The 20,327-nt window shown below is 70.3% G+C and carries 18 protein-coding genes; 8 read left to right on the top strand and 10 right to left on the bottom strand.

Annotated features, from left to right (window positions below):
• Nucleotides 1-212: 212 nt before the first annotated feature.
• Nucleotides 213-527: a hypothetical protein gene (locus tag D474_RS0107700; protein ID WP_017613007.1), complete on the top strand. Its 315-nt coding sequence runs from the start codon at nucleotides 213-215 to the stop codon at nucleotides 525-527.
• Nucleotides 528-687: 160 nt separating this feature from the next.
• Here D474_RS0107700 and D474_RS0107695 read toward each other — a convergent pair whose 3' ends face one another.
• Nucleotides 688-2,289, bottom strand: a complete 1,602-nt coding sequence (locus D474_RS0107695) for an N-acyl-D-amino-acid deacylase family protein (RefSeq protein ID WP_017613006.1) — start codon at nucleotides 2,287-2,289, stop codon at nucleotides 688-690.
• A gap of 327 nt (nucleotides 2,290-2,616) precedes the next feature.
• On the opposite strand from D474_RS0107695, the gene D474_RS0107690 reads away from it, so the two are divergent.
• Nucleotides 2,617-2,946 (top strand): hypothetical protein, encoded by a 330-nt coding sequence (locus D474_RS0107690; protein ID WP_017613005.1) that lies wholly within the window; start codon nucleotides 2,617-2,619, stop codon nucleotides 2,944-2,946.
• A 27-nt stretch (nucleotides 2,947-2,973) separates the two neighbouring features.
• Here the strand turns inward: D474_RS0107690 and D474_RS0107685 are convergent, their stop codons facing one another.
• Nucleotides 2,974-3,579 carry a TetR/AcrR family transcriptional regulator gene (locus D474_RS0107685; RefSeq protein ID WP_040703137.1) on the bottom strand — a complete coding sequence of 202 codons (606 nt, stop codon included), beginning with the start codon at nucleotides 3,577-3,579 and terminating at the stop codon, nucleotides 2,974-2,976.
• 407 nt (nucleotides 3,580-3,986) lie between these two features.
• Here D474_RS0107685 and D474_RS0107680 point away from each other — a divergent pair, with 407 nt between their 5' ends.
• Nucleotides 3,987-5,501: an MDR family MFS transporter gene (locus D474_RS0107680; protein WP_193373979.1), complete on the top strand. Its 1,515-nt coding sequence runs from the start codon at nucleotides 3,987-3,989 to the stop codon at nucleotides 5,499-5,501.
• A gap of 75 nt (nucleotides 5,502-5,576) precedes the next feature.
• Here D474_RS0107680 and D474_RS0107675 read toward each other — a convergent pair whose 3' ends face one another.
• Nucleotides 5,577-6,026 carry a GNAT family N-acetyltransferase gene (locus D474_RS0107675; RefSeq protein WP_017613002.1) on the bottom strand — a complete coding sequence of 150 codons (450 nt, stop codon included), beginning with the start codon at nucleotides 6,024-6,026 and terminating at the stop codon, nucleotides 5,577-5,579.
• Nucleotides 6,027-6,205: 179 nt separating this feature from the next.
• Entirely contained in the window at nucleotides 6,206-7,465 is a 1,260-nt protein-coding gene (locus D474_RS0107670; protein WP_017613001.1) for an ATP synthase F0 subunit B, read from the bottom strand.
• A 399-nt stretch (nucleotides 7,466-7,864) separates the two neighbouring features.
• On the opposite strand from D474_RS0107670, the gene D474_RS0107665 reads away from it, so the two are divergent.
• From D474_RS0107665 to D474_RS0107655, 3 genes are all read left to right on the top strand, one after another.
• Nucleotides 7,865-8,413, top strand: coding sequence for a gamma carbonic anhydrase family protein (locus D474_RS0107665; RefSeq protein WP_017613000.1), 549 nt, complete (start codon nucleotides 7,865-7,867; stop codon nucleotides 8,411-8,413).
• 203 nt (nucleotides 8,414-8,616) lie between these two features.
• Nucleotides 8,617-8,856, top strand: a complete 240-nt coding sequence (locus D474_RS0107660) for a hypothetical protein (protein WP_017612999.1) — start codon at nucleotides 8,617-8,619, stop codon at nucleotides 8,854-8,856.
• Between the two features lie 107 nt (nucleotides 8,857-8,963).
• A complete protein-coding gene (locus D474_RS0107655; protein WP_017612998.1) occupies nucleotides 8,964-9,704 on the top strand; it encodes a hypothetical protein in 741 nt (246 codons plus the stop codon).
• A gap of 53 nt (nucleotides 9,705-9,757) precedes the next feature.
• Here the strand turns inward: D474_RS0107655 and D474_RS0107650 are convergent, their stop codons facing one another.
• From D474_RS0107650 to D474_RS0107625, 6 genes are all read right to left on the bottom strand, one after another.
• Nucleotides 9,758-10,930 carry a sensor histidine kinase gene (locus D474_RS0107650; protein WP_017612997.1) on the bottom strand — a complete coding sequence of 391 codons (1,173 nt, stop codon included), beginning with the start codon at nucleotides 10,928-10,930 and terminating at the stop codon, nucleotides 9,758-9,760.
• Nucleotides 10,927-12,168, bottom strand: a complete 1,242-nt coding sequence (locus D474_RS0107645; RefSeq protein WP_017612996.1) for a sensor histidine kinase — start codon at nucleotides 12,166-12,168, stop codon at nucleotides 10,927-10,929. Before D474_RS0107645 ends, D474_RS0107650 begins: the two co-directional genes overlap by 4 nt.
• 31 nt (nucleotides 12,169-12,199) lie before the next feature.
• Nucleotides 12,200-13,054 carry an ABC transporter permease gene (locus D474_RS0107640; RefSeq protein ID WP_017612995.1) on the bottom strand — a complete coding sequence of 285 codons (855 nt, stop codon included), beginning with the start codon at nucleotides 13,052-13,054 and terminating at the stop codon, nucleotides 12,200-12,202.
• Nucleotides 13,055-13,098: 44 nt separating this feature from the next.
• Entirely contained in the window at nucleotides 13,099-14,097 is a 999-nt protein-coding gene (locus D474_RS0107635; protein WP_017612994.1) for an ABC transporter ATP-binding protein, read from the bottom strand.
• A 110-nt stretch (nucleotides 14,098-14,207) separates the two neighbouring features.
• Entirely contained in the window at nucleotides 14,208-14,510 is a 303-nt protein-coding gene (locus D474_RS27940; RefSeq protein WP_161628664.1) for a TetR family transcriptional regulator C-terminal domain-containing protein, read from the bottom strand.
• A 189-nt stretch (nucleotides 14,511-14,699) separates the two neighbouring features.
• A complete protein-coding gene (locus D474_RS0107625) occupies nucleotides 14,700-16,919 on the bottom strand; it encodes a (Fe-S)-binding protein (protein WP_026118261.1) in 2,220 nt (739 codons plus the stop codon).
• A 554-nt stretch (nucleotides 16,920-17,473) separates the two neighbouring features.
• On the opposite strand from D474_RS0107625, the gene dnaK reads away from it, so the two are divergent.
• Both dnaK and grpE read left to right on the top strand, forming a co-directional pair.
• The gene (gene dnaK / locus D474_RS0107620; RefSeq protein WP_017612991.1) at nucleotides 17,474-19,327 is read left to right on the top strand and encodes a molecular chaperone DnaK; all 1,854 of its coding nucleotides are present in this window, start codon (nucleotides 17,474-17,476) and stop codon (nucleotides 19,325-19,327) included.
• Between the two features lie 37 nt (nucleotides 19,328-19,364).
• A complete protein-coding gene (gene grpE / locus D474_RS0107615; RefSeq protein WP_017612990.1) occupies nucleotides 19,365-20,141 on the top strand; it encodes a nucleotide exchange factor GrpE in 777 nt (258 codons plus the stop codon).
• Nucleotides 20,142-20,327 lie beyond the last annotated feature (186 nt).

Raw genomic sequence — 20,327 nt, 5'->3', positions numbered from 1 at the left:
CCCCTCCTTCCGAGAGGTTCAGTTCCTGGCGAGCTCGATTCTATGCGCCCCGGACCGGCCTGCCAACGGGCTGTTACCGGAGAAATTGGCCGACACTCCGCCCGAGCTGCGCCTCTTCCGGTAACCCCTGTAGCTAAATGACACAGAGTAATCAACTCCGTGCGCGCCGGGGGCCTCCGTGCCAGGAAGGCCCGGCAGAAAAGGGGAACCCTGTGCCGATTCGCCCCGCGAACCTCGCCACCATGTCCGCCACCATCGCCGGCGCGATCCCGGGGATGTCGAACAAGGACGACAAGGAGACGGTCCGCATCGTCTTCGAGTCCGGCCACGAGCAGCTCGTGGAGAACGGCGGTTGCCGCCCCCTCGAGACCGGCCAGGGCGGCGTCGTGACGATCGACAGCGACAGCAAGGTGCGTTTCGCGCTGTTCGCCGGGACGAGCTGCCAGGGCAGCCGGGCAATGGCCTCCGGCCACGGCTCCGTCACCTTCGGGGACCCGGTCCTGGCCGGCGCGGTCGTCATCGGGTGATCGGGCTGCGGGCGCGGGGGCGGTCCCGACCGGCTCCGCGCCACCGTCGGCCACGCCTGTGCTGGTTCCCCGACCCGACACTCCTCCCCCGGCCCCTCTTCCCCGTTGACTCCGTTGTCGTACCCGCCTCGGTTCCCCCGTTCCTCACGCATCCGCCCGGTCAGGGGCCGTTGCGGCGCACCGAACGGCCGGGGAGGCTGCCGGTGCGCCGTCCGTCGCGCAGGGTGAACTCCCCGCCGATCAGCACGTGTTCGATGCCCACGGGCGTGCGGCGCGGGTCCGCGAAGGTGGCGCGGGCGGCCACGGTGTCGGGGTCGAAGACCACGAGGTCGGCGATGGCCCCGGACTGCACCGTGCCCCGGCCGGAGAGCCCGAGCCTGGCAGCGGGGCGCGAGGTCAGGTGGCGCACGCACTCCTCCAGCGTGAGGATCCCGAGCTCGCGCACGTAGTGGCCGAGGTAGCGGGGAAAGGTGCCCCAGCCGCGCGGGTGGGGGCGGGCTCCCACGAGGATCCCGTCACTGCCGCCGGTGTGGGCCCCGTGCTGCATGATGGTGCGGATGTTCTCCTCGTTGCCGACGTCGAGCAGGCACCCACTGCGCAGACGGTCGGCCACGAGCAGGTCGGCGTAGAGCTCCCCGGGGCTGCGACCGTCCCCCTGCGTGAGGTCGGCGATGGAGGACCCCACGGTCCAGGAGAGCGCGGGGTCAGTGACGCCGGTGACCACGATGGTCCGCCAGTCCAGGGGGACCCCGTGGTTGCCGTCGGTACCCTCGACCTCGATCTCGTGCAGGATGCGGGCGCGGACGGCCGGGTCGCGCAGGCGTTCCAGGGTCATCTCCGTGCCGCCCGCCTGCGCCCAACTCGGCAGCGGCGCACCCAGATAGGTGGCGCTGGGGCCGTACGGGTAACTGTCGAGGGTGACGTCGAGGCCGTAGCGCACGGTGGCCTCGTCGACCGCGTCGAGGACCTCGGGGGCCCGCCCCCGGTTCTGGCGGAAGTTGACGTGGCAGTGGGCCAGGTGGAGGGGGACCTGGGCGTTTCGGGCCACGTCGAGGCACTCCTGGTAGGACTCCACGACCCTGGAACCGTAGTTGCGGTGGTGCGGGCAGTAGTACCCGCCGGCCTCGCGCACGGGCGCCAGGAGGGCGACGATCTCGTCGTCGGTCGCGTACATGCCGGGTGTGTAGGTGAGCCCGCTGGAGAGCCCGTGTGCACCATCGGACATGCCGCGGCAGACCATGTCGCGCATGCGGTCGAGCTCGCGACGGTTGGGCGGGCGGTCCTCGTTGCCGACCACGGCCGCGCGCACGTTGCCGTGCGGGACGAGGACGGCGGCGTTGACGGCTGCGCCCTCGTCGATGCGGTCGAGGTACTCGCCGATGCCCCGCCAGTCGCGGTCCAGGTCGGGGCTGCCGTTCCACCCCGCGAGACGCTCGAAGAGCTCGGCGGAGGTCGCGTCGGTGACCGGCGCGTACGCGAGCCCGTCCTGACCGAGGACCTCCAGGGTGACCCCCTGCGCAACCTTGGCACTGTGGTCGGGGTCGGCCAGAACGGCGAGGTCGGAATGGGCGTGCATGTCGATGAAGCCGGGCGCGACGACGAGTCCGGTGACGTCGACGACGGAACGGCCCGAGGTCTCGGTCCGGCCCGGAGCTGCGACGTGGGCGATGCGCCCGTCGCGCAGGACGAGGTCGGCGTGGCGGGCTGGTGCACCGGTACCGTCGACGACCAGTCCGCCGGTGAACACGGTCTCGGGCTGCACTGTTCCTCCGTTCGGGTGCGGCACCCGGGGACTGCGGTCGCCGGGGCACGTCACCGCCGCGGGTGCGCACCGCTGTGGGCTCCGACCTGGCCAACATCCTGGTGGAGATCGGCTTCGCGGCCAAGCTCCACGGCTGAGCGTCGCACCGAACGCCCGCGGGGCTGCGTGGCCCCTGCCCCGGGACTCCCACGGCAACGCGACCTACCGCTTTTCAGACACACCAGGATTTCTCCAGGAATCCTTGTCATGTCCGAAACCAACCAGGCGCCCCAGGTGTCAGATGCAGTGTTCCCCGTAACGACGAGCACAGCAGAAGAGGCACGACCCATGATCATCTGGACCGGTTGGGGGATTCTCGTCCCCCTGTTCCTGATTCTCGGCATCGGTATCACGGGAGCGGTCGGGGAGGAGGTCCTCCCGCCGGAGGCCTCCACCTACGGCTTCGTCGTCGGTGCCCTGCTCTCCTCGCTCGCGATCTTCCTCCTCGGCCGCAAGCTCAACAAGCCCGAGCAGGGGTTCCACCCCAAGACCGGGGAACCCGTCGTGTACCGCAACCGGCACACGTTCTTCTTCGTCCCGATGCAGTTCTGGGCAGTGATCGTCCCCACGATCGGCCTGGTCGTCACGGTGGTCACCACGCTCAACGGCACCGCATGAGTCCGGCGGCGGCGCCGCACCCCCCGGCTAGGCCGCGTCGCCGTCCTCGAAGTCCTTCAGGCACAGTTCCAGAAGGTCCTGCACCCGGCGGGTGATGGTCTCCCGCTCCATCTCACACAGCGCCCCGGCGCCCTCGACCAGGCGCACGCGGGCGACACCCAGCAGGACCGAGGCCAGGAGCAGGGCATGCGCACGCTGCTCCGGCCCGCCCAGGTAGGCGGCGAGCGGTTCGATCATCGCGGACGTGATGCGCCCCTGGTAGACCGAGCGCAGGTCGGGGTCGCCGGCGGAGTCGTCGAGCGCCCGCTGCAGCGCGGTGCCCTCCCCGTGCAGGCGGCTGACGGCGTGTTCGGCCAGCCGGCGGGTGAGCTGGTCGCGCGGCCCGTCGACGATGAGCCCCGGGTAGACGCCGTCCTCGCGCAGGAGTTCGGTGAGCAGTCCGCGTTTGGCCCCGAAGTAGCGGTTGATGAGCGCGACGTTGACGCCGGCGTGTGCTGCGATCTTCCGGGAGGAGACCGAGCCGTACCCCTCGTTGGTGAAGAGCTCCTTGGCGCTGGCGAGGATCCGCGCACGGGTCGCCTCGCGGCCCCGGGTGGGTCCGGCGCCGCCCCCGGTCTCGTCCGGACGATCCATCTGCACACCCCTCGGTGGCCGCGATCTGGCTTTCAGGACTCCAGGTTGACACCTGGGGGCGATGTCCGCATACCGGAACCGGTCCAGAGATACCGATTTGACAGGTCAACAGTGTTTACATATACCTGGAAGCGGACGACGCCCCCGGCATCCCCGCCGTGGGGCCTTTCGTGCGTCCGGATTCGGGGGACTCCGTGGACCGACCGACCCAACGCCGACCCGAGACCGACCCCCGTGACGGCGCCGTTCCCGCCCGCGCCGGGGCCCGGTCCTCCGACCACCGGGACACAGGACCCGGAACGGAGGCTCTCGCGGACAGCGCGCCCCCCGCCAACACCCCCGATCACTCGGTCTCCCCCGCGGACGAGGGCCCTCCGCCCATCGCACGCCGAACGATCATCCAGATCATGGTCGGCCTCGTGCTGGCCATGCTGACCTCCATGCTCAGCAACTCGATCGTGGGTACCGCGCTCCCGACGATCGTGGGTGAGCTCGGCGGACAGGACCGCCTGGCCTGGGTCGCCACCGCCGGCCTGCTCACCATGACCGCCTCCACCCCGGTCTGGGGCAAGCTCTCCGACATCTGGGGCCGCAAGCTGCTGTTCCAGGTGGCCCTCGGCATCTTCATCGTCTCGACGGTCGCCGCGGGGCTCGCCCAGGACATGAACACGCTGATCATCGCCCGCGCCTGCCAGGGCCTGGGGATCGGCGGGCTCGCGACACTGCCCAACATCATCCTCGGCGACGTGATCCCGCCCCGTGAGCGCGGGCGCTACAGCGGGTTCATCGGGATGGTCTTCGGCGTCTCGACCGTGCTCGGACCGCTCGTCGGCGGTTTCCTCGTGGACAGCCCGCTGGGCTGGCGCTGGTGCTTCCTCATCACCGTGCCGCTGGCGCTGGTCGCGTTCGTGGTCATCCAGTTCATGCTGAACGTGCCGACCGTGCCCCGACGCGGGACCCCCGTCGACTGGATGGGCGCAGGGTTCATCTTCAGCGCCGCGAGCTCCCTCATCGTGCTCCTCAGCCTCGGCGGGACCCAGATCCCCTGGATCTCCCCGCTCGCGATCGGGCTCGGCATCGGCACCGTCCTGCTCACCGTTGCCGCCGTGCTCGTGGAGCGCCGAGCGAAGGAGCCGATCATCCCCACCCGCCTGTTCGCCAACCGCACATTCGTGCTCGCGGCGTTCGGTTCGGTGTGTGTGGGCGGCATGATGTTCGGCCTCATCATCTACATGCCGCAGTACCTGCAGATGGTGCACGGCATGACGCCCACCGTCTCCGGTCTCATGACCCTGCCGCTGGTGGGGTCGTTCCTGACCACCTCTATCGGTTCCGGGTTCGCCGTCAGCGGCAGCGGGCGCTGGAAGCACTACCCGGTGATCGGCATGGTGCTGTGCGTGCTCGGGTTCACCGCCCTGAGCTTCATCGACGTCACCCCGGGGCTGTCGGCGCTCGTGGCCGGGCAGATGTTGGTCGGCCTCGGCCTGGGCCTGAACATGCAGCTCCTGCTGCTGGCCACCCAGAGCGCGCTGCCGGTACCGGACCTCGCCTCGGGCACCGCGTCGGTGGTCTTCTTCCGCAACCTGGGCGGGGCGACCGGTGTGGCGGCCTTCGGCGCTGTCATGGTCTCCCGGCTGCAGGCGGAGATCGGTTCGGCCTCCGCCTCGCTGCCCGCCGAGGACGAGGGAGGGCCGGACCTGTCGGAGGTCGCCGAGGCCGCGCAGGGATCACCGGAACTGGTGCACTCCCTGCCCGGTCCCGTGCGGGAGGTCGTCGTGCAGGCCTTCGACCACGCGATGCAGGCGGTGTTCCTGCTCGGTGCGCCCATCGCCCTCGCGGGGCTGGTGTGCGTGGCCTGCATCAAGGGGACCCCGCTGCGGGGGCGCGGACCCGCAGCGAAAGCCGCCGAGCACTCGTCCTGACCACCGACACCGGAACATCGTCGGCCACGGCCCGGAGGTGACGCAGCGGGTGGGCTCCGCGGTCCGGGGCCGGGCTCAGAGGTAGCGCCGGAAGCCCTCCGCCGAGTTGTCGAAACCCAGGGAGTGGTAGAAGACGTGCGCACCGCCCCGGGACTCGTGGGAGAGCAGCTCGACCTTGTAGCACCCGGCGCGGGTCGCACGGTCGAGGGCGTCCTCCATGAGCGCCCGCCCGACACCGGCCCCGCGCGCTTCCGGGTCCACGACGAGGTTGTCGACGATCGCCCAGGGCTGGGCGTCGTGGGTGAGGTTGGCGACCACCACGAGATCGAGCGTGCCGATGATCTGCCCGCGCTGCTCGGCGACGAGGACGGTGCGGTCGGGGTCGTTCTCCATCCGGGTCCAGGCACGCACAGCCGCGGAGGACATGCGCACGTGGGCGCTCTGCGTGTGAGTGGAGTCCCCGAGTTCCCGGAGGAGACGCAGGATCGCTCCGAGGTCGGACCGGATGGCCGCGCGAATCATCATGGCTGTCGGCATCGTAGCCGACAGCCTGCGACAAGACGGACGGGGCCCCACATCACCCCCCAAAACGCCACCCTCACGGCGCTTCCCGCACAGCAATCGGCCGCGGACACACGTCGGGGGCGGGACCCCTCGGATCCCGCCCCCGATACCGCCGTGGGTTCCCCTCACGGAACCACGGGCTACTCCTTACGGATCACCCGCACGCCCTCGTCGCCCGCGGGCGGCTGTGCGCCACCGGCCTGCGGACCCGGGGCCGGAGCACCCGCCTGCGGGGCGGCCGGACCGGCCTGCTGCGAACCGCTCTCCGGGCGGCGGTAGATACCGGTGATACCCGGGTCGCCGCTGTCCGCACCGGTGTCCTGGCCGGTCTTCTCCGGGGCCTCGGCACCCTCGGGCGCGGGACCGCTGAAGCGCGCGCCCTGGGGCGGGGCGGCGGCCTGCGGGCCCTTGGATTCACCCTGGCCGCCCTGGCCCTCCCCGGACTGCTGTGCGGGCTTGATGCGCACCGTGGCCTCGTCGGCCTCCTGGGGCGCCGGAGAGAGCTTCGCGGTGGGCTCGTCGCCCTGCTCCCCGTCCGCGTCCTTCCCGGACGGTGCGGTCTTCTCAGCGGCCTGGGCCGCATCCGCCTTCTCAGCGGGCTCGGCCGGCTTCGCCGAATCCGCGGGCTCGGCCGACTCCGCGGGCTTGCCCCGGCCCTGCTCGGGCTTCCCGCTGCCCTCGGCGCCCTTCTTGCTCTGCCCCTTCTCGGAACCGGGCTTCGCGGGGGCCTCCGGCTCGGAGACCGTCTCCTCCCGGGACAGCCCGGTCTCCAGCGCTCCCGCCTTGTCCTCGGCCTCGACCAGGTCGGCGAGCGTGGAGTGCATGTCCTTGAGCCGGCGCAGAGCCTCGGCGTGCGTGGCCGTGAGCGTGGCCAGCCGACGGTCGGCCGTGTCGTGGATCTTCTTCGCCCGCGCCTCGGCCTCGCTCAGACGGCGGTCGCCTTCCTTCTTGGCCTGCTCACGCAGCTGCTCGGCCTCCTTCTTCGCGCCGGCCACCATCTCGGTGGCCTCCTCGCGCGCGGAGGAGACGATGCGCTCGGCGTGCTCCTCGGCCTCCTTGCGGTACTTGGAGACCTCGTCCTTGGCCTTCTTCTCGGCCTCCTCGACCTCGGACTCGACCCGGGAGCGGCGCTCCTTGGCCTCCTCCTCAGCTATACGCAGAATTTCCGCCATGCGTTCGCTGATCTGCTCGTGCTCAGGCTTGACCTGGGCCTTCTCCCGCTCGATCGCGAGGTCCCGCTTGTACTGCTCCAGTTCCTCGTCCATCCGCTGAAGGCGCTCGCGGAGGTCCTTGAACTGGTTGTCCATTCGGACGTAGTAGTCGTCGACGTGCGCCTTGTCGTAGCCGCCCTTGCGCACTGTCGGGAACCTGTCTTGCTGCAGTCCGCCGCCCGGCAACATATCGCTCATGTGCCCTTCATGTCCTAACACCGTTTCGACTGCACGTCGTGGAAGGTGAGAGTGCCCCGTACCCGTCAGTCCAGGGACCACCCGCGAGGTCCGGCCGTGGGAGCTTCCGGGCCGGATGTCCCTGTTTCCGTGTCCCGGCGGCACTGTGGGGGGCACAGTCCGTGGCCGGGACGCAACATGTGAGAACCGTCCGCCGCGACCAAGGTAGGCACGCGCCGCGATACCGCGTCAATGTCCCCGAGGGGTACACCCGCGTGCGGACCCCTGGTCACCTTCTTACTAAGGTATGCGCGATCATCCCCGTATGGGGTCGGAGTGGTCAACTTCTCTCCTGCCCCATGCGTCCCGGGAACCACGAAGCGTACATGCGACGCTGGAGAGGACCAGGCGATGGGCCAGGAATCACACCCCCACCCCGGTGCAATCATCGGCGAGGCCGAGTTCGGCACCCCCGAGATCGACCCCACCTCCTGGATCGCCCCCGGCGCGGTCGTGGTCGGACGCGTGACCCTGGGGGCGCAGAGCAGCGTCTGGTACGGCTGCGTGCTGCGTGCCGACAGCGAGGACATCGTCGTCGGCGAGCGCGTCAACATCCAGGACCAGTGCGGCCTGCACGCCGACCCCGGCGAGCCCGCGGTCCTGCACCAGGACGTCAGCCTCGGCCACCAGGCCATGGTGCACGGCGCGGTCGTGGAGGAGGGCGCACTCATCGGCATCGGGGCGACGGTGCTCGGCGGCGCGCGTGTGGGCAAGGGGGCCCTCGTTGCCGCCGGCGCCCTCGTCCCTCCCGGCAAGGTGGTCCCGGCCGGAACCCTGTGGGCAGGGGTGCCCGGCAAGGTCGTGCGCGAGCTGAACGAGAACGACCGCGCCGTCCTGGAGCACACGCCGACCCACTACGCCGAGCTCGCCCAGCGCCACCGAACCGTCACCTGGCGCTGAACCACAGCTCAAAAGCACTGCACACGCGGTGTTCTGGTCAACCCGGGTGAGGGCCGGCACTGGTCCTCCCGGGTCATGCGCCGGGCGCGGCCGCAGACCTAACCTGGTGAGGAACCGTGCCCCGGCGGGTCCGGGCCCGCGACCGCGCCCGCATTCGGGCCCCGGCCCCTGCGTGGCCCTGTCGTCCCCGGAGGTGAGTGTCCATGCGGTCCTCCGCCGCCGCACACGCCCACCCGTCCGCGCTCCTGCACGACGACGTGGCCCTGGAGGAGATCGAACTGTACGCCGAGGTGCTCGTGGCTGCCGCCCGCACCGACCGCCCCCTCGGCCCGGACGAGCTCGACCGGGTCCTCGGGGTGCGGTGCGACCGTCCGGATCCGCCCTCCGACCGCCACCGACACGGTTTTCCGCCCTTCAACCGTCTTTTCACGGAATCGGCCTGATCCGGCCACGGCCGACCCGCTTGCCCCCACTCCGGACATGGGTATTGCCAACCCGGGGCCCACAGCCCCGACGTGAACGGCTTTCACCCCCTGTCAGGAGTCGACCCATGAACGCACGCTCCGACGAGCCGACCACCCGCACGGCAGGCCGGCCCGGCGAGCGCCCCCGGCATAGCGACACCGGAGAGCCCGACTCCGCCAAGCGCATCACCTTCACCGTTGCGGCCGTTGTGACCTTCCTGTTCCTGTTGGTCACCGCGGGTGGGCTGGGCTGGCTGCTGTCCACGGGCGGCCCCGCCTCCGAGCTCACGTCGGGGTCGGAGGAGACCGCCGAGCCCGACGGCACCGCCGCCGGAAACGAGCCCAGTGACGATGCCCCGGCCCCCGAGGGCACGGTCGCCGACCCCGGCAGCGGGCTGTCGTACGAGCTTCCTGACGGGTGGGAGCGCCTGGGCGACGACGAGGTCCCGCAGGAGTACTCCTCCTACGTCGTGCTCGGCTCGGTCGAGAACCCGGACGCCTTCATCGTGACCGGGTCCCAGCGCTTCGACGGCACGGAGTCGCTGGAGGAGACCGGTCTGCGCCTGGCCGCCGACACTGCGGGCACGCTCGTGACCGGCGGCGGAGTACCCGAGGTCGAACCCGACGCCGAGGAGAGGGTCGACGGCCTGCCGTCCTTCGGCGCCTCGGTCGGTTCCGGCGACGGCGACACCGAGCCCTACGGCCGGTTCGTGCTGGTGGAGATGGACGAGTCGCACGGCGCGTTCGTGCTGGGGCTCAACACCGACGGCGGCTCCGAGGCCTCCGACGCGGTCGACGAGGCTCTGGACTCCGTCGGCACGCTCTGACCGCGGGCCACCACCCGCCCGCTCCCCTGTGCCACGGGGCCACGTTCTCCACGTCAGCCGGGCACGACCGCCCGCAGCAGGAAACCCCCGTCCCGGGTGGAGGAGGCCGACAGGGTCCCTCCACCCAGGGAGACCCGTTCCCGCAGCCCGGCCAGACCGCTGCCCGTCCCCTCCCCCGGATCGGCGCGGGCGCGGTCGTTGGCCACCTCCACGACCACCACATCCGGGCCGACGGAGCTGTCCCGCGCCCGCGTGAACGTGATGCGGCACTCGGTGGCGTCGCTGTGGCGCAGCACGTTGGTCCCGGCCTCGCGCACCACCCACGCCGCGAGCGCCGCCGCATCGAGCGAGGGTTCGATCCGGTCCAGCCCCTCGATCCGCACTCGGACCCCGTCGGCCGCGAGCACACCGCGCACGTTCTCCACCTCCTCGGCCAGGTCGACCTCCCGGTATCCGCGCACGGCCGACCGCACCTGGGACAACGACTCCCGGGCCAGGGCACGCACCTCTGAGATCTCGACGGCCGCGCGTTCCGGGGCGCGTTCGGCCAGACGGGAGGCGAGCTCGGACTTGGTGGCCAGTGCGGAGAGACTGTGCCCGAGCAGGTCGTGCATGTCGCGGGAGAACCGCAGGCGTTCCTCGGTGACCGCGAGCCGCGAGCGGGCGTCCTCGCCGTACACGGCGTCCTGCACGATCTCCCACAGCCACAGAACCATCAGCCACCCGGCCAGGGCGACACCGCCGAAGAGCACCGCGCCCGCCCACATCACCGCGAAGACCGCGGGGTGGATCGGCTCGGGGGTGGTGATCAGCGTGACCCAGGGCAGCACGAGCAGCACGGCGACGGCCGGGACGCTCTGCCGCATCGGAGCCACGAACGCACACGTACCGCCCCAGAGCGCCGCCATCGACAGCGGCAGGGCCGGCGAGGGTGTCAGCAGCGCCATCGCGACCAGGCAGGCGAGGGCGCCCCAGTACCACCACGGGGAAGGGTCCCGGCGTCCTTCCGTCCTCTGCAGGGACAACGGCCAAACCGCCACGGCCACGGGCAGGACCAGCAGACACGCCACGATGGCACGCCCGGGTGCACCGGTGGCGGAGGCGAAGAGCTCCGAGACCGCGACGAGGACGATCATGCACTGCAGGACGACGATCGTCCACAGGGTCAGGCCCCTGATGGTGCGCAGGCGGGGGTCCATCGTGTCCGTCCGCCGCGAGCGCCTCACAGCCGTGCCTCCTCGTGTCCGGACGGGCGGTCGGGGCCCTCGACCGCCCAGGGCACGGCCGCCCGCAGCAGGAACCCGCCCTCCGGTGTGGGCTCCGCGGTCAACCGGCCACCGGCTCCGGCGAGGCGCTCGGCGAGCCCCGTGAGCCCGCTGCCACCGTTGCGTGCGTGTCCGCTCGCCCGGTCGTTGGCCACCTCCACGACGAGCGCGTCGGCCGTGTCCCCTTCGGCGCGGGTGAACGTGATGCGGCACTCGGTGGCGTGGCTGTGGCGCAGCACATTGGTCCCGCCCTCGCGCACCACCCAGGCGGCGGTGGCGGCTGTCCCGGTCGGCAGCCCGTTCCCCGCAACACCGGAGACCTCGGTGCGGATGCCGTTGGCGGCCAGGGCCGTGCGCACCGCCTCGACCTCCTCCTCCAGGTCGATCTCCCGGTATCCCCGCACGGCCGACCGCACCTGCGACAACGATCGGCGGGAGAGCCCCTGGACCTCTGTCATCTCCTGGGCAGCACGAGCGGGATCGCGTTCCAGGACCCGTTCGGCCAGCTCGGACTTGACCACGAGCGCGGACAGGCTGTGCCCGAGCAGGTCGTGCATGTCCCGGGAGAACCGCAGCCGTTCCTCCGAGACCGCCAGCCGGGCGCGGGCACGCTGTTCGAGCAGGGCCTCGTTGGTGACGTCCCACAACCGCACGTAGATGAGTACCGCACCTGCCATGAACAGCGACCACAGCACGAGCACGATCCACAGGACCACGACGCCCACCACGGGTACGTCCAGTTCGAGGGCCTGAACGGTCAGCACCGCGGACAGGGCGAGGGAACCGGCGAGCAGCCACCATCCCCACGACCGGGGGCCGAGGAAGACGGTGACGCCGACCCAACCGCCCAGAAGCAGCATCCCGAAGATCGGGGTCAACGCCCCGAGCGCCACCGCGGCCGCCAGGGCCGACGCGCCCCAGTACGCCCACGGGGAGACCGGGCGCGGCTGACCGAGCCGAACCCGACCGAAGAGCATCCACAGCAGCAGGAACGAGGCCATCAGGGCGGCCGCCAGGTACACCAGGGCGAGGCCGCGGCGTTCGTCCGGGCCCAGCAGCAGGTCCGTGACGGCCGACATGACCAGCGGCAGGACCAGCACGCTCGAGGAGACCACGATGACGACCCGCACGAAGCGGAGTTTGCGGTCCTTGCGGCGTTCGGTCACGACCCCGGTGAGGTCGCGTCGGTCCCGTGCCACCCGTGCCCCCGTTCCCGTTGTGCCGCCGGAGTCACCCCTGCCGGGGATCCCACCGGAAGCAGCGTGCCACGACGAGCCCCAGCACGGCGATCCAACCCCCGAGGACGGCCAGGGACGGCAGGGCGGCGGTCCACAGGCCCAGGGTTCCGACCTCCTCGGCGCCGGCGAACCCGCCGAAGACGTCGTACCCGGTGTAGGCGGCCTGGACGAGCTCGCCGGCGGGCATCGACGGGAGCAGGCCCACGACGGTGCGGGCGGTCTCGGGCAGGAACTCCAGGGGCATGATGCCGCCGCTGGAGAACAGCAGGATCATCATCGGCACCATCGAGGCCATCTGCGCCATCTCGGCGTTGCGCACGAGCGGGGTGACGGCCAGTCCCAGCAACGAGAAGACGATGCTGCCGAGCAGGACCGAGGTGAAGAGCATGACCGGGTCGCGCGGGAGCGCGCCTTCGGGCATGGCCAGGATCAGGCCCGCGATGAACACGGTCAGCAGCAGGGAGAACACGAAGACGACCCCGATGACGCCGCCGAAGATCGCCAGCGGCGGTACCCCGCTGACCCGCAGCCGCTTGAGGACCAGGGACTCGCGCCGGGCGGTGAAGACGTTCGAGGCGTGGCCGACACCGAAGATGAGGCTGATGACGCCGATCATCCCGAACATCGTCATCTCGCCCAGGCCGAAACCGCCCACGACGGGGTCCGGGGGCAGCTGCATCGCTGTGAACAGGAAGAACAGCGGGAGTAGCGCGTAGATCCACGCGGTCTTGTACCGCGCGAAGAGGGTGATCTCGGTGCGTGTGAGCCGCAGGGTCTGCTTGACGGGGCTCACCCTGGGACGGGGCTGCGGTCGGGTCGGCGCCGCGGGTGCGCTGGTGGTGGACATGGTGGCTCCTGTGGATGCGGTGGGGCGGTGCTGGCGGCGGGCGCTCAGTCGCTGATGAGGTCGGCGGCGCCGTCGGCGACCTGGAGGAAGACGTCCTCCAGGGAGGCGCCGCGCACCTGGAGGTTGCGCAGGAGCGTTCCGTGCTCCTCGGCCCAGGCCAGGAGGGCCGAGACGGCGTGGTGGGCACGCTCGTCGACATGCCCGCCCCTGACGGTGTAAGTGGCGCGCAGCTGCCCGCCGCCGTTCTCGACCTCGAGCTCGGCACCGTCGAGCCGGGGCAGGTCGGAGGTGGGCACGTCGGCGGCCAGGGTGAACCCGACCCGGTCGCCCCACCCGGACAGGACGTCCTGAAGCGACCCCTCGACCCCGACGCGGCCACGGTGCATGATCGCGAGCCGGTCGGCCAGGCGCTCGGCCTCCTCGAGGTAGTGGGTGGTGAGCAGGATCGCTGTGCCCTCGTCCTTGAGCCGCTGGATGATGCGCCAGGTGTCGATGCGGCCCTCGGCGTCCATGCCGGTGGTGGGCTCGTCGAGGTAGATCACCTCGGGGCGGGTCAGCAGCGCGAGACCGAGGTCGAGGCGGCGCTTCTGGCCACCGGAGAGCTGGCGGACGTGGGTTCGGGTCTTCTCGGTGAGCCCGACCAGTTCCAGGGTCTCCCCGGCGGTGCGGGGCGTGGAGGCCATGTCGCGGGCGAGGGCGACGGTCTCCTGGACCGTGAGGTCCTCCATGAGGCCGCTGCCCTGCAGGACGGCGTTGACCCGCTCGCGCACACCGGCCGGGTTTCCGTAGGGGTCCTGCCCGAAGACCCGAACCGTGCCCGAGCTGGGCCGACGGAACCCTTCGAGGGTCTCGATGGTGGTGGTCTTACCTGCGCCGTTCGTACCGAGGAGGCCGAAGAGCTCACCGGGGCGGATCTCGAAGGAGACGCCCTTGACGGCCTCGAAGTCGCCGTACTTCTGGTGCAGGTCGCGCACGCTGACCGCCGGTTCGAGGGCGGTGGCCCGGGGGTCCTGGGTGTCCGGAACGGGGTTCGTCGTCGTCATGCCACCAAGCTTCGCCGAGCGCCCGCCGCGGCGGTAGGCACCGCTGTCACCGACCCGCCGTGGTTTTCACCTGGTGCTTCCCATGACAGATGTCATCACCGCCTGTCGGGTCACCCGCGCCTCGGTGCGGGGCGACCGGTCACGGCGGCGAACGCCGCGTCCACGGCGGACCGGGCGTCCTGGTCAGGGGTGCCGGGTGTCTGCGGGGCGACTCGCAGCCGGATCCCGTCGAGGAGGACGAGGACGAGCTCCACGGCCTGCTCGGGTTCCAGGCCGGGTGCGAGCTCTCCCCGTTCATCGGCGTGGGCGACGGCCTGGCGCAGGCCGGCACGCGCCTGTTCGTCGTACTCGGCCGGCACCCGTTCCCGGTCGTCGTCGACGTGCACGGCGGCGCCCGGCGTTCGACGTTCCACAGAACCCTCCCAGCGACGCGAATCGGAACAACAACCGGGGGAGGCTCCCGTCCACCGGGCGGACGGCGCCGGACCGAGCAGTCCCCGGACACGACGGAGGGGCCGGGCACCGACGGGAAATCGGTGCCCGGCCCCTCGCGCGGGTGCCTGTGGCCCACGCGGCCGTGCGGGCGGCCGGGCGAGCGCGCGTCAGGCCTCGGCGGTCTCCTTCGCGTCGCCGCCCTCGGCCGGGTCCTCACCCTTGACCGAGCGCAGCAGCAGCTGGGACACGTCCACGACCTCGAGGGACTCCGCGGCCTCGCCCGCGGACTTCTTCTCGTTGATCGCGTCGCCGAGCATCACCTGGCAGAACGGGCAGGCGGTGGAGACGGTGTCCGGGTTGGTCGTCAGCGCCTCGTCCACACGCTCGGTGTTGATGCGCTTGCCGATCCGCTCCTCCATCCACATGCGGGCGCCGCCGGCACCGCAGCAGAAGCCGCGCTCCTTGTGGCGGTGCATCTCCTGCGTCTTGACGCCGGGGACCTTCGCCATGATGTCGCGCGGGGGCGTGTACACCTTGTTGTGCCGGCCCAGGAAGCACGGGTCGTGGTAGGTGATGTTCTCCTCCACCGAGTCCACCGGGGTCAGCTTGCCCTCGTCCACGAGCTTGGCGAGGAGCTGGCTGTGGTGGATGACCTCGTAGGTACCGCCGAGGTCCGGGTACTCGTTCGCGAGCGTGTTGAAGCAGTGCGGGCAGCTGGCCACGATCTTCGTGACACCGGCCTCGTTGAGCGTCTCCACGTTCTGCTGCGCGAGCATCTGGAAGACGTACTCCATGCCGAGGCGGCGGGCCGGGTCACCGGTGCACGCCTCCATGCCGCCCATGACCGCGAACTTCACGCCCGCGATGTCGAGGAGTTCGGCGATGGCCTTGGTGGTCTTCTTCGCGCGGTCCTCGAGCGCGCCGGCACACCCGACCCAGAACAGGTACTCGGTGTCCTCGGGCATCTTCTCGTCGACGACCGTGACCTCGACCGGGTTCTCCTGCTCGGCCAGCTCCTGGATCCAGTCCATGCGCCGGTCCTCGGCCATCCCCCACGGGTTGGCCTTGTTCTCCAGGTTCTTCAGGAGCGTGTTGGCCTCGGACGGGAAGTTGGACTCGACCATGACCTGGTATCGGCGCATGTCGAGGATGTGGTCGATGTGCTCGATGTCGACCGGGCACTGCTCGACGCACGCACCGCAGTTGGTGCAGGCCCACAGCTCGTCGGGGTGGATGACGCCACCCTCCTCCTCGGTGCCGACGAGCGGCTTGCCCAGGAGCGAGAGGACGTCGACCCCGGCGTGGCTCTCGTCGGGTTGCTCGGAGAGGGTCTCCTCGGTCATGCCCTGGAGCATGTAGGGCGCCTTCTCGTAGGCGTGCTGCTGCAGATCGAGGATGACCTTCTTGGGCGAGAGCGGCTTCCCGGTGTTCCATGCGGGGCACTGGTCCTGGCAGCGACCGCACTCGGTGCAGCTGCTGAAGTCGAGCAGGCCCTTCCAGGTGAAGTCCTCGATCTTGCCGGCACCGAACGGGTCCTCGTCCGGGTCGGCCTCCTCGAAGTCGAGGGGCTTCTTGCCGGAGGCGTCCATCATCTGCTTGGCGCCGCCGTGGGCCGGGCTGCCGTCCTGGTTGCGCTTGAAGTAGATGTTGACCGGCGCGAGGAACCGGTGCCAGCCCACGCCCATGGTGAGCTTCATGGCCAGCACGACGAAGAACATGTAGCTGATGATCAGCTTGAAGGCCGCCACCAGCGCGATCCCGGGCTCGGCGACCGACATCTCTCCGGGCAGCGCGGCGCCGAAGGCGTGGGAGAGCGGGGTCGCCCAGACCGGGAAGGGGAAGGTCTCGGAGGCGGCCTTGAAGCCGCGGATCAGGAAGATCGAGACGAGGAGGCCGATGATGTAGGCCTCGACGTAGTAGGCGGTCCAGTGCTTGGAGTGCATGAACCGCGACTCGCGGCCGCGCCGTGCAGGACTGTTGATGATCCGGTAGGCGGTCAGGCCGAGGATCCCGACGAGGCTGAAGCCGGCGATGATCTCGATCGCCAGACCGTAGATCGTCCAGTCGTAGATGAGCGGCAGAGAGAAGTGCGGGTCGAAGACCTCGCCCTGCGCCTCGACCACAGTCAGGACGAGGAGCGGGAACGAGACCATGACGAACCAGTGCGCGACGCCCACCCACGGGCGCTTGAGCATCCGCGTGTGACCGATGGTCTCGATGAGCGTGGTCGTCAGCCGTTGGCCGAACGGGCCCTTGCGCTCCGGCTCCACCGGACGGCCGATGCTCACGGTGCGCACGATCTGGCGAACGGCCAGAGCGAACACGGCGAGCGCGACCACGGCGAAGACCGAGGTGATGATGCCCAATGTCAAGTACAAAGGCTGCATCGTCCGTGGCCTCCCATCCTGCTGTCGTCATCCGGTGCGCCACACACCGGAGGCCGGGGTACATGTTACTAGCGAGTAATAGCAGGGGCGTCAACGGATCCTCCGCCACGCGACTCTCCGCACGACACGGCCGCGGTAACCGAATCACACTCGCTTTTTGTCAACGCTAGTCAGGTTCCGCGCCACGGAATCACGCGGGCCCCACCGAAGCGCCCCCGTGACACTCCCCTCCCCCTCCCGCACGCGAACCCGCGCACGCCCCGCGACCTCGATGCGCATGCGCACGCCGACCCCGACAGCCCGGGAACCACGGGGATCCCGGACTCCACCCCGAGCCGACCCCGACACCGGGGTCAAGGTTGCTCCCGGGTTGTCCCCGGGGTTCGGCCACCCCACGCCGAACCTCTGCACGATTCGGGAACAATCGGGCCTGGTCGCCCGTTGTCAGACCACGGGAAGTGCATTGAGTCGGTTCGACTCAAGTGACTTGACAACCCTCACTCGACGAAGCAAACTTTCGTCCGAAGGACTCAACTTTCACGGAGGAACCAACCATGGCACGTGCGGTCGGAATCGACCTCGGTACGACGAACTCGTGTGTCGCGGTCCTGGAGGGCGGCGAGCCGACGGTCATCACCAACGCCGAGGGCTCGCGCACCACCCCGTCCGTCGTGGCCTTCGCCAAGAACGGCGAGGTGCTCGTGGGTGAGGTGGCCAAGCGCCAGGCCGTCACCAACGTCGACCGGACCATCCGCTCGGTGAAGCGCCACATCGGCACCGACTGGTCCGTCAAGATCGACGACAAGGACTTCAACCCGCAGCAGATCAGCGCCTTCGTGCTGCAGAAGCTAAAGCGCGACGCCGAGTCCTACCTGGGCGAAGAGGTCACCGACGCGGTCATCACCGTCCCCGCCTACTTCAGCGACGCCCAGCGCCAGGCCACCAAGGAGGCCGGCACGATCGCGGGCCTGAACGTCCTGCGCATCATCAACGAGCCGACCTCGGCCGCGCTCGCCTACCACCTCGAGAAGGAGGACGAAGCCACCATCCTGGTCTACGACCTCGGTGGCGGTACCTTCGACGTCTCCCTCCTCGAGGTCGGCGACGGCGTCGTCGAGGTCAAGGCGACCAACGGCGACAACCTCCTCGGTGGTGACGACTGGGACCAGGCGATCGTCGACTGGCTGGTCGAGCGCTTCAAGAACGCCCAGGGCGTCGACCTGTCCAAGGACAAGATGGCTCTGCAGCGTCTGCGCGAGGCCGCGGAGAAGACCAAGATCGAGCTCTCCAGCTCCAGCGAGTCGCAGATCAACCTGCCCTACATCACGGCCTCCGCCGAGGGCCCGCTGCACCTGGACGAGAAGCTCACGCGCGCCGAGTTCCAGCGCTTGACCTCCGACCTGGTCGACCGGACCAAGGCCCCGTTCCAGCAGGTCATCAAGGACGCCGGCATCCAGCTCAGCGACATCCAGCACGTCGTCATGGTGGGTGGCTCCACCCGCATGCCGGCCGTCGCCGACCTGGTCAAGGAGATGACCGGCAAGGAGCCCAACAAGGGCGTCAACCCCGACGAGGTCGTCGCCATCGGTGCGGCCCTGCAGGCCGGTGTCCTCAAGGGCGAGGTCAAGGACGTCCTCCTGCTGGACGTCACCCCGCTCTCCCTGGGCATCGAGACCAAGGGCGGTGTGTTCACCAAGCTCATCGAGCGCAACACCACCATCCCCACCAAGCGGTCCGAGATCTTCAGCACCGCCGAGGACAACCAGCCCTCCGTGCAGATCCAGGTCTTCCAGGGTGAGCGCGAGATCGCCCAGTACAACAAGAAGCTGGGCGTCTTCGACCTGACCGGCCTGCCCCCGGCGCCGCGCGGCGTCCCGCAGATCGAGGTCACCTTCGACATCGACGCCAACGGCATCGTGAGCGTCACCGCGAAGGACCTCGGCACCGGCAAGGAGCAGTCGGTCACCATCTCCGGCGGTTCGGCGATGTCCAAGGAGGACATCGACAAGATGGTCAGCGAGGCCGAGGAGTACGCGGAGGAGGACCGCAAGCGCCGCGAGGAGGCCGAGGTCCGCAACAACGCCGAGTCCCTCGTCCACCAGACCGAGAAGGTCATCTCCGAGAACGAGGACAAGGTCCCCGCGGACGTCCGTTCCGAGACCGAGTCCGCCATCGCCGAGCTGAAGACCGCTCTCGAGGGCACCGACACCGAGGCGATCCGCCAGGCCAGCGAGAAGGTCGCCATGGCCAGCCAGAAGATCGGCTCGGCCATCTACAGCCAGGGCGAGCAGGGCGGTGAGGCCGGTGGCGAGCAGGCCGCCGGCGCCCAGGACGCCTCCAGCGAGGACGCCGACGTCGTCGACGCCGAGATCGTCGACGATGACAACGGCAAGGGCAACCAGTCCTGATCCGGGATCGAGCCGACGAAGGGAGGGCAGATCTCAGATGGCGCAGTCCGACAACAGCAACTCCGGCACCGGCGACAACGGTGAGGAGGAGACCGAGGGGCCGGTGATCCGGGACCACCGGAGGATCGACCCGGAGACCGGGGAGGCCCGCGAACCCGAGGCCGGTGAGCAGGCCCCCGAGGACCAGCCGCCCGAGGAGGCCGAGGCCGGAGCCGACGAGGAGACCGTCGTCGAGGACGACGCCGAGGAGGCGCCCGAGATCCCGGACACCCCCGAGGACCTCGTCTCGGAGGCGATCAACGCCGACGAGCGGGTCATCGAGCTCACCAACGACATCAAGAGGGTCCAGGCGGAGTACGCCAACTACCGCAAGCGCGTCGAGCGCGACCGAGTGGCGGTCCGTGAGGCGGCCACCGCGAAGGTGGTCGAGGAGCTCCTGCCGATCCTGGACGACGTCGGCCGCGCCCGCGAGCACGACGAGCTCAACGGCGGCTTCAAGGCGGTCGGGGAGGCCCTCGAGGCCACCGCGGCCAAGCTGGGGCTGGAGCGGTACGCCGAGCAGGGCGATGAGTTCGACCCGAACGTGCACGAGGCGCTCACGCTGGTGCCGGTCCCCAACATCTCGGTCCAGACGGTCATCGAGGTGTTCCAGCCGGGGTACCGCATCGGGGAGAAGGTCCTGCGCCCGGCCCGTGTCGTCGTGGGTGACCCCCAGGACGGCGAGGACACCGAGGGCGAGTCGGCCGGGACCGCGGGACCGGAGGACGGCCAGTCCACCGGTTCCGGTGACGGCAAGGCCGACGACGACAAGTAGAGGTCCGGCCCGAGGGCCGGCCGGGTGCACCCGCAGGGCATCACCCGCCGGCCCCCCACCGGCCCCAGAAGGCCTCCGGCCGGGGCACCACCGCGTGTCCCGGCCAGAGGCCGACCCCGGCCGAGGAGCGGACGGGGCGACGTGGAAGCATCGGACGCAACCGGCAGCAGCGGGAGAAGGCTTTAG

This window comes from Nocardiopsis salina YIM 90010 (genome assembly GCF_000341025.1).
GTDB lineage: Bacteria > Actinomycetota > Actinomycetes > Streptosporangiales > Streptosporangiaceae > Nocardiopsis > Nocardiopsis salina.
The sequence above is the reverse complement of the archived record's forward strand: the minus strand, read 5'-3'. Positions and strand labels throughout refer to the sequence as shown.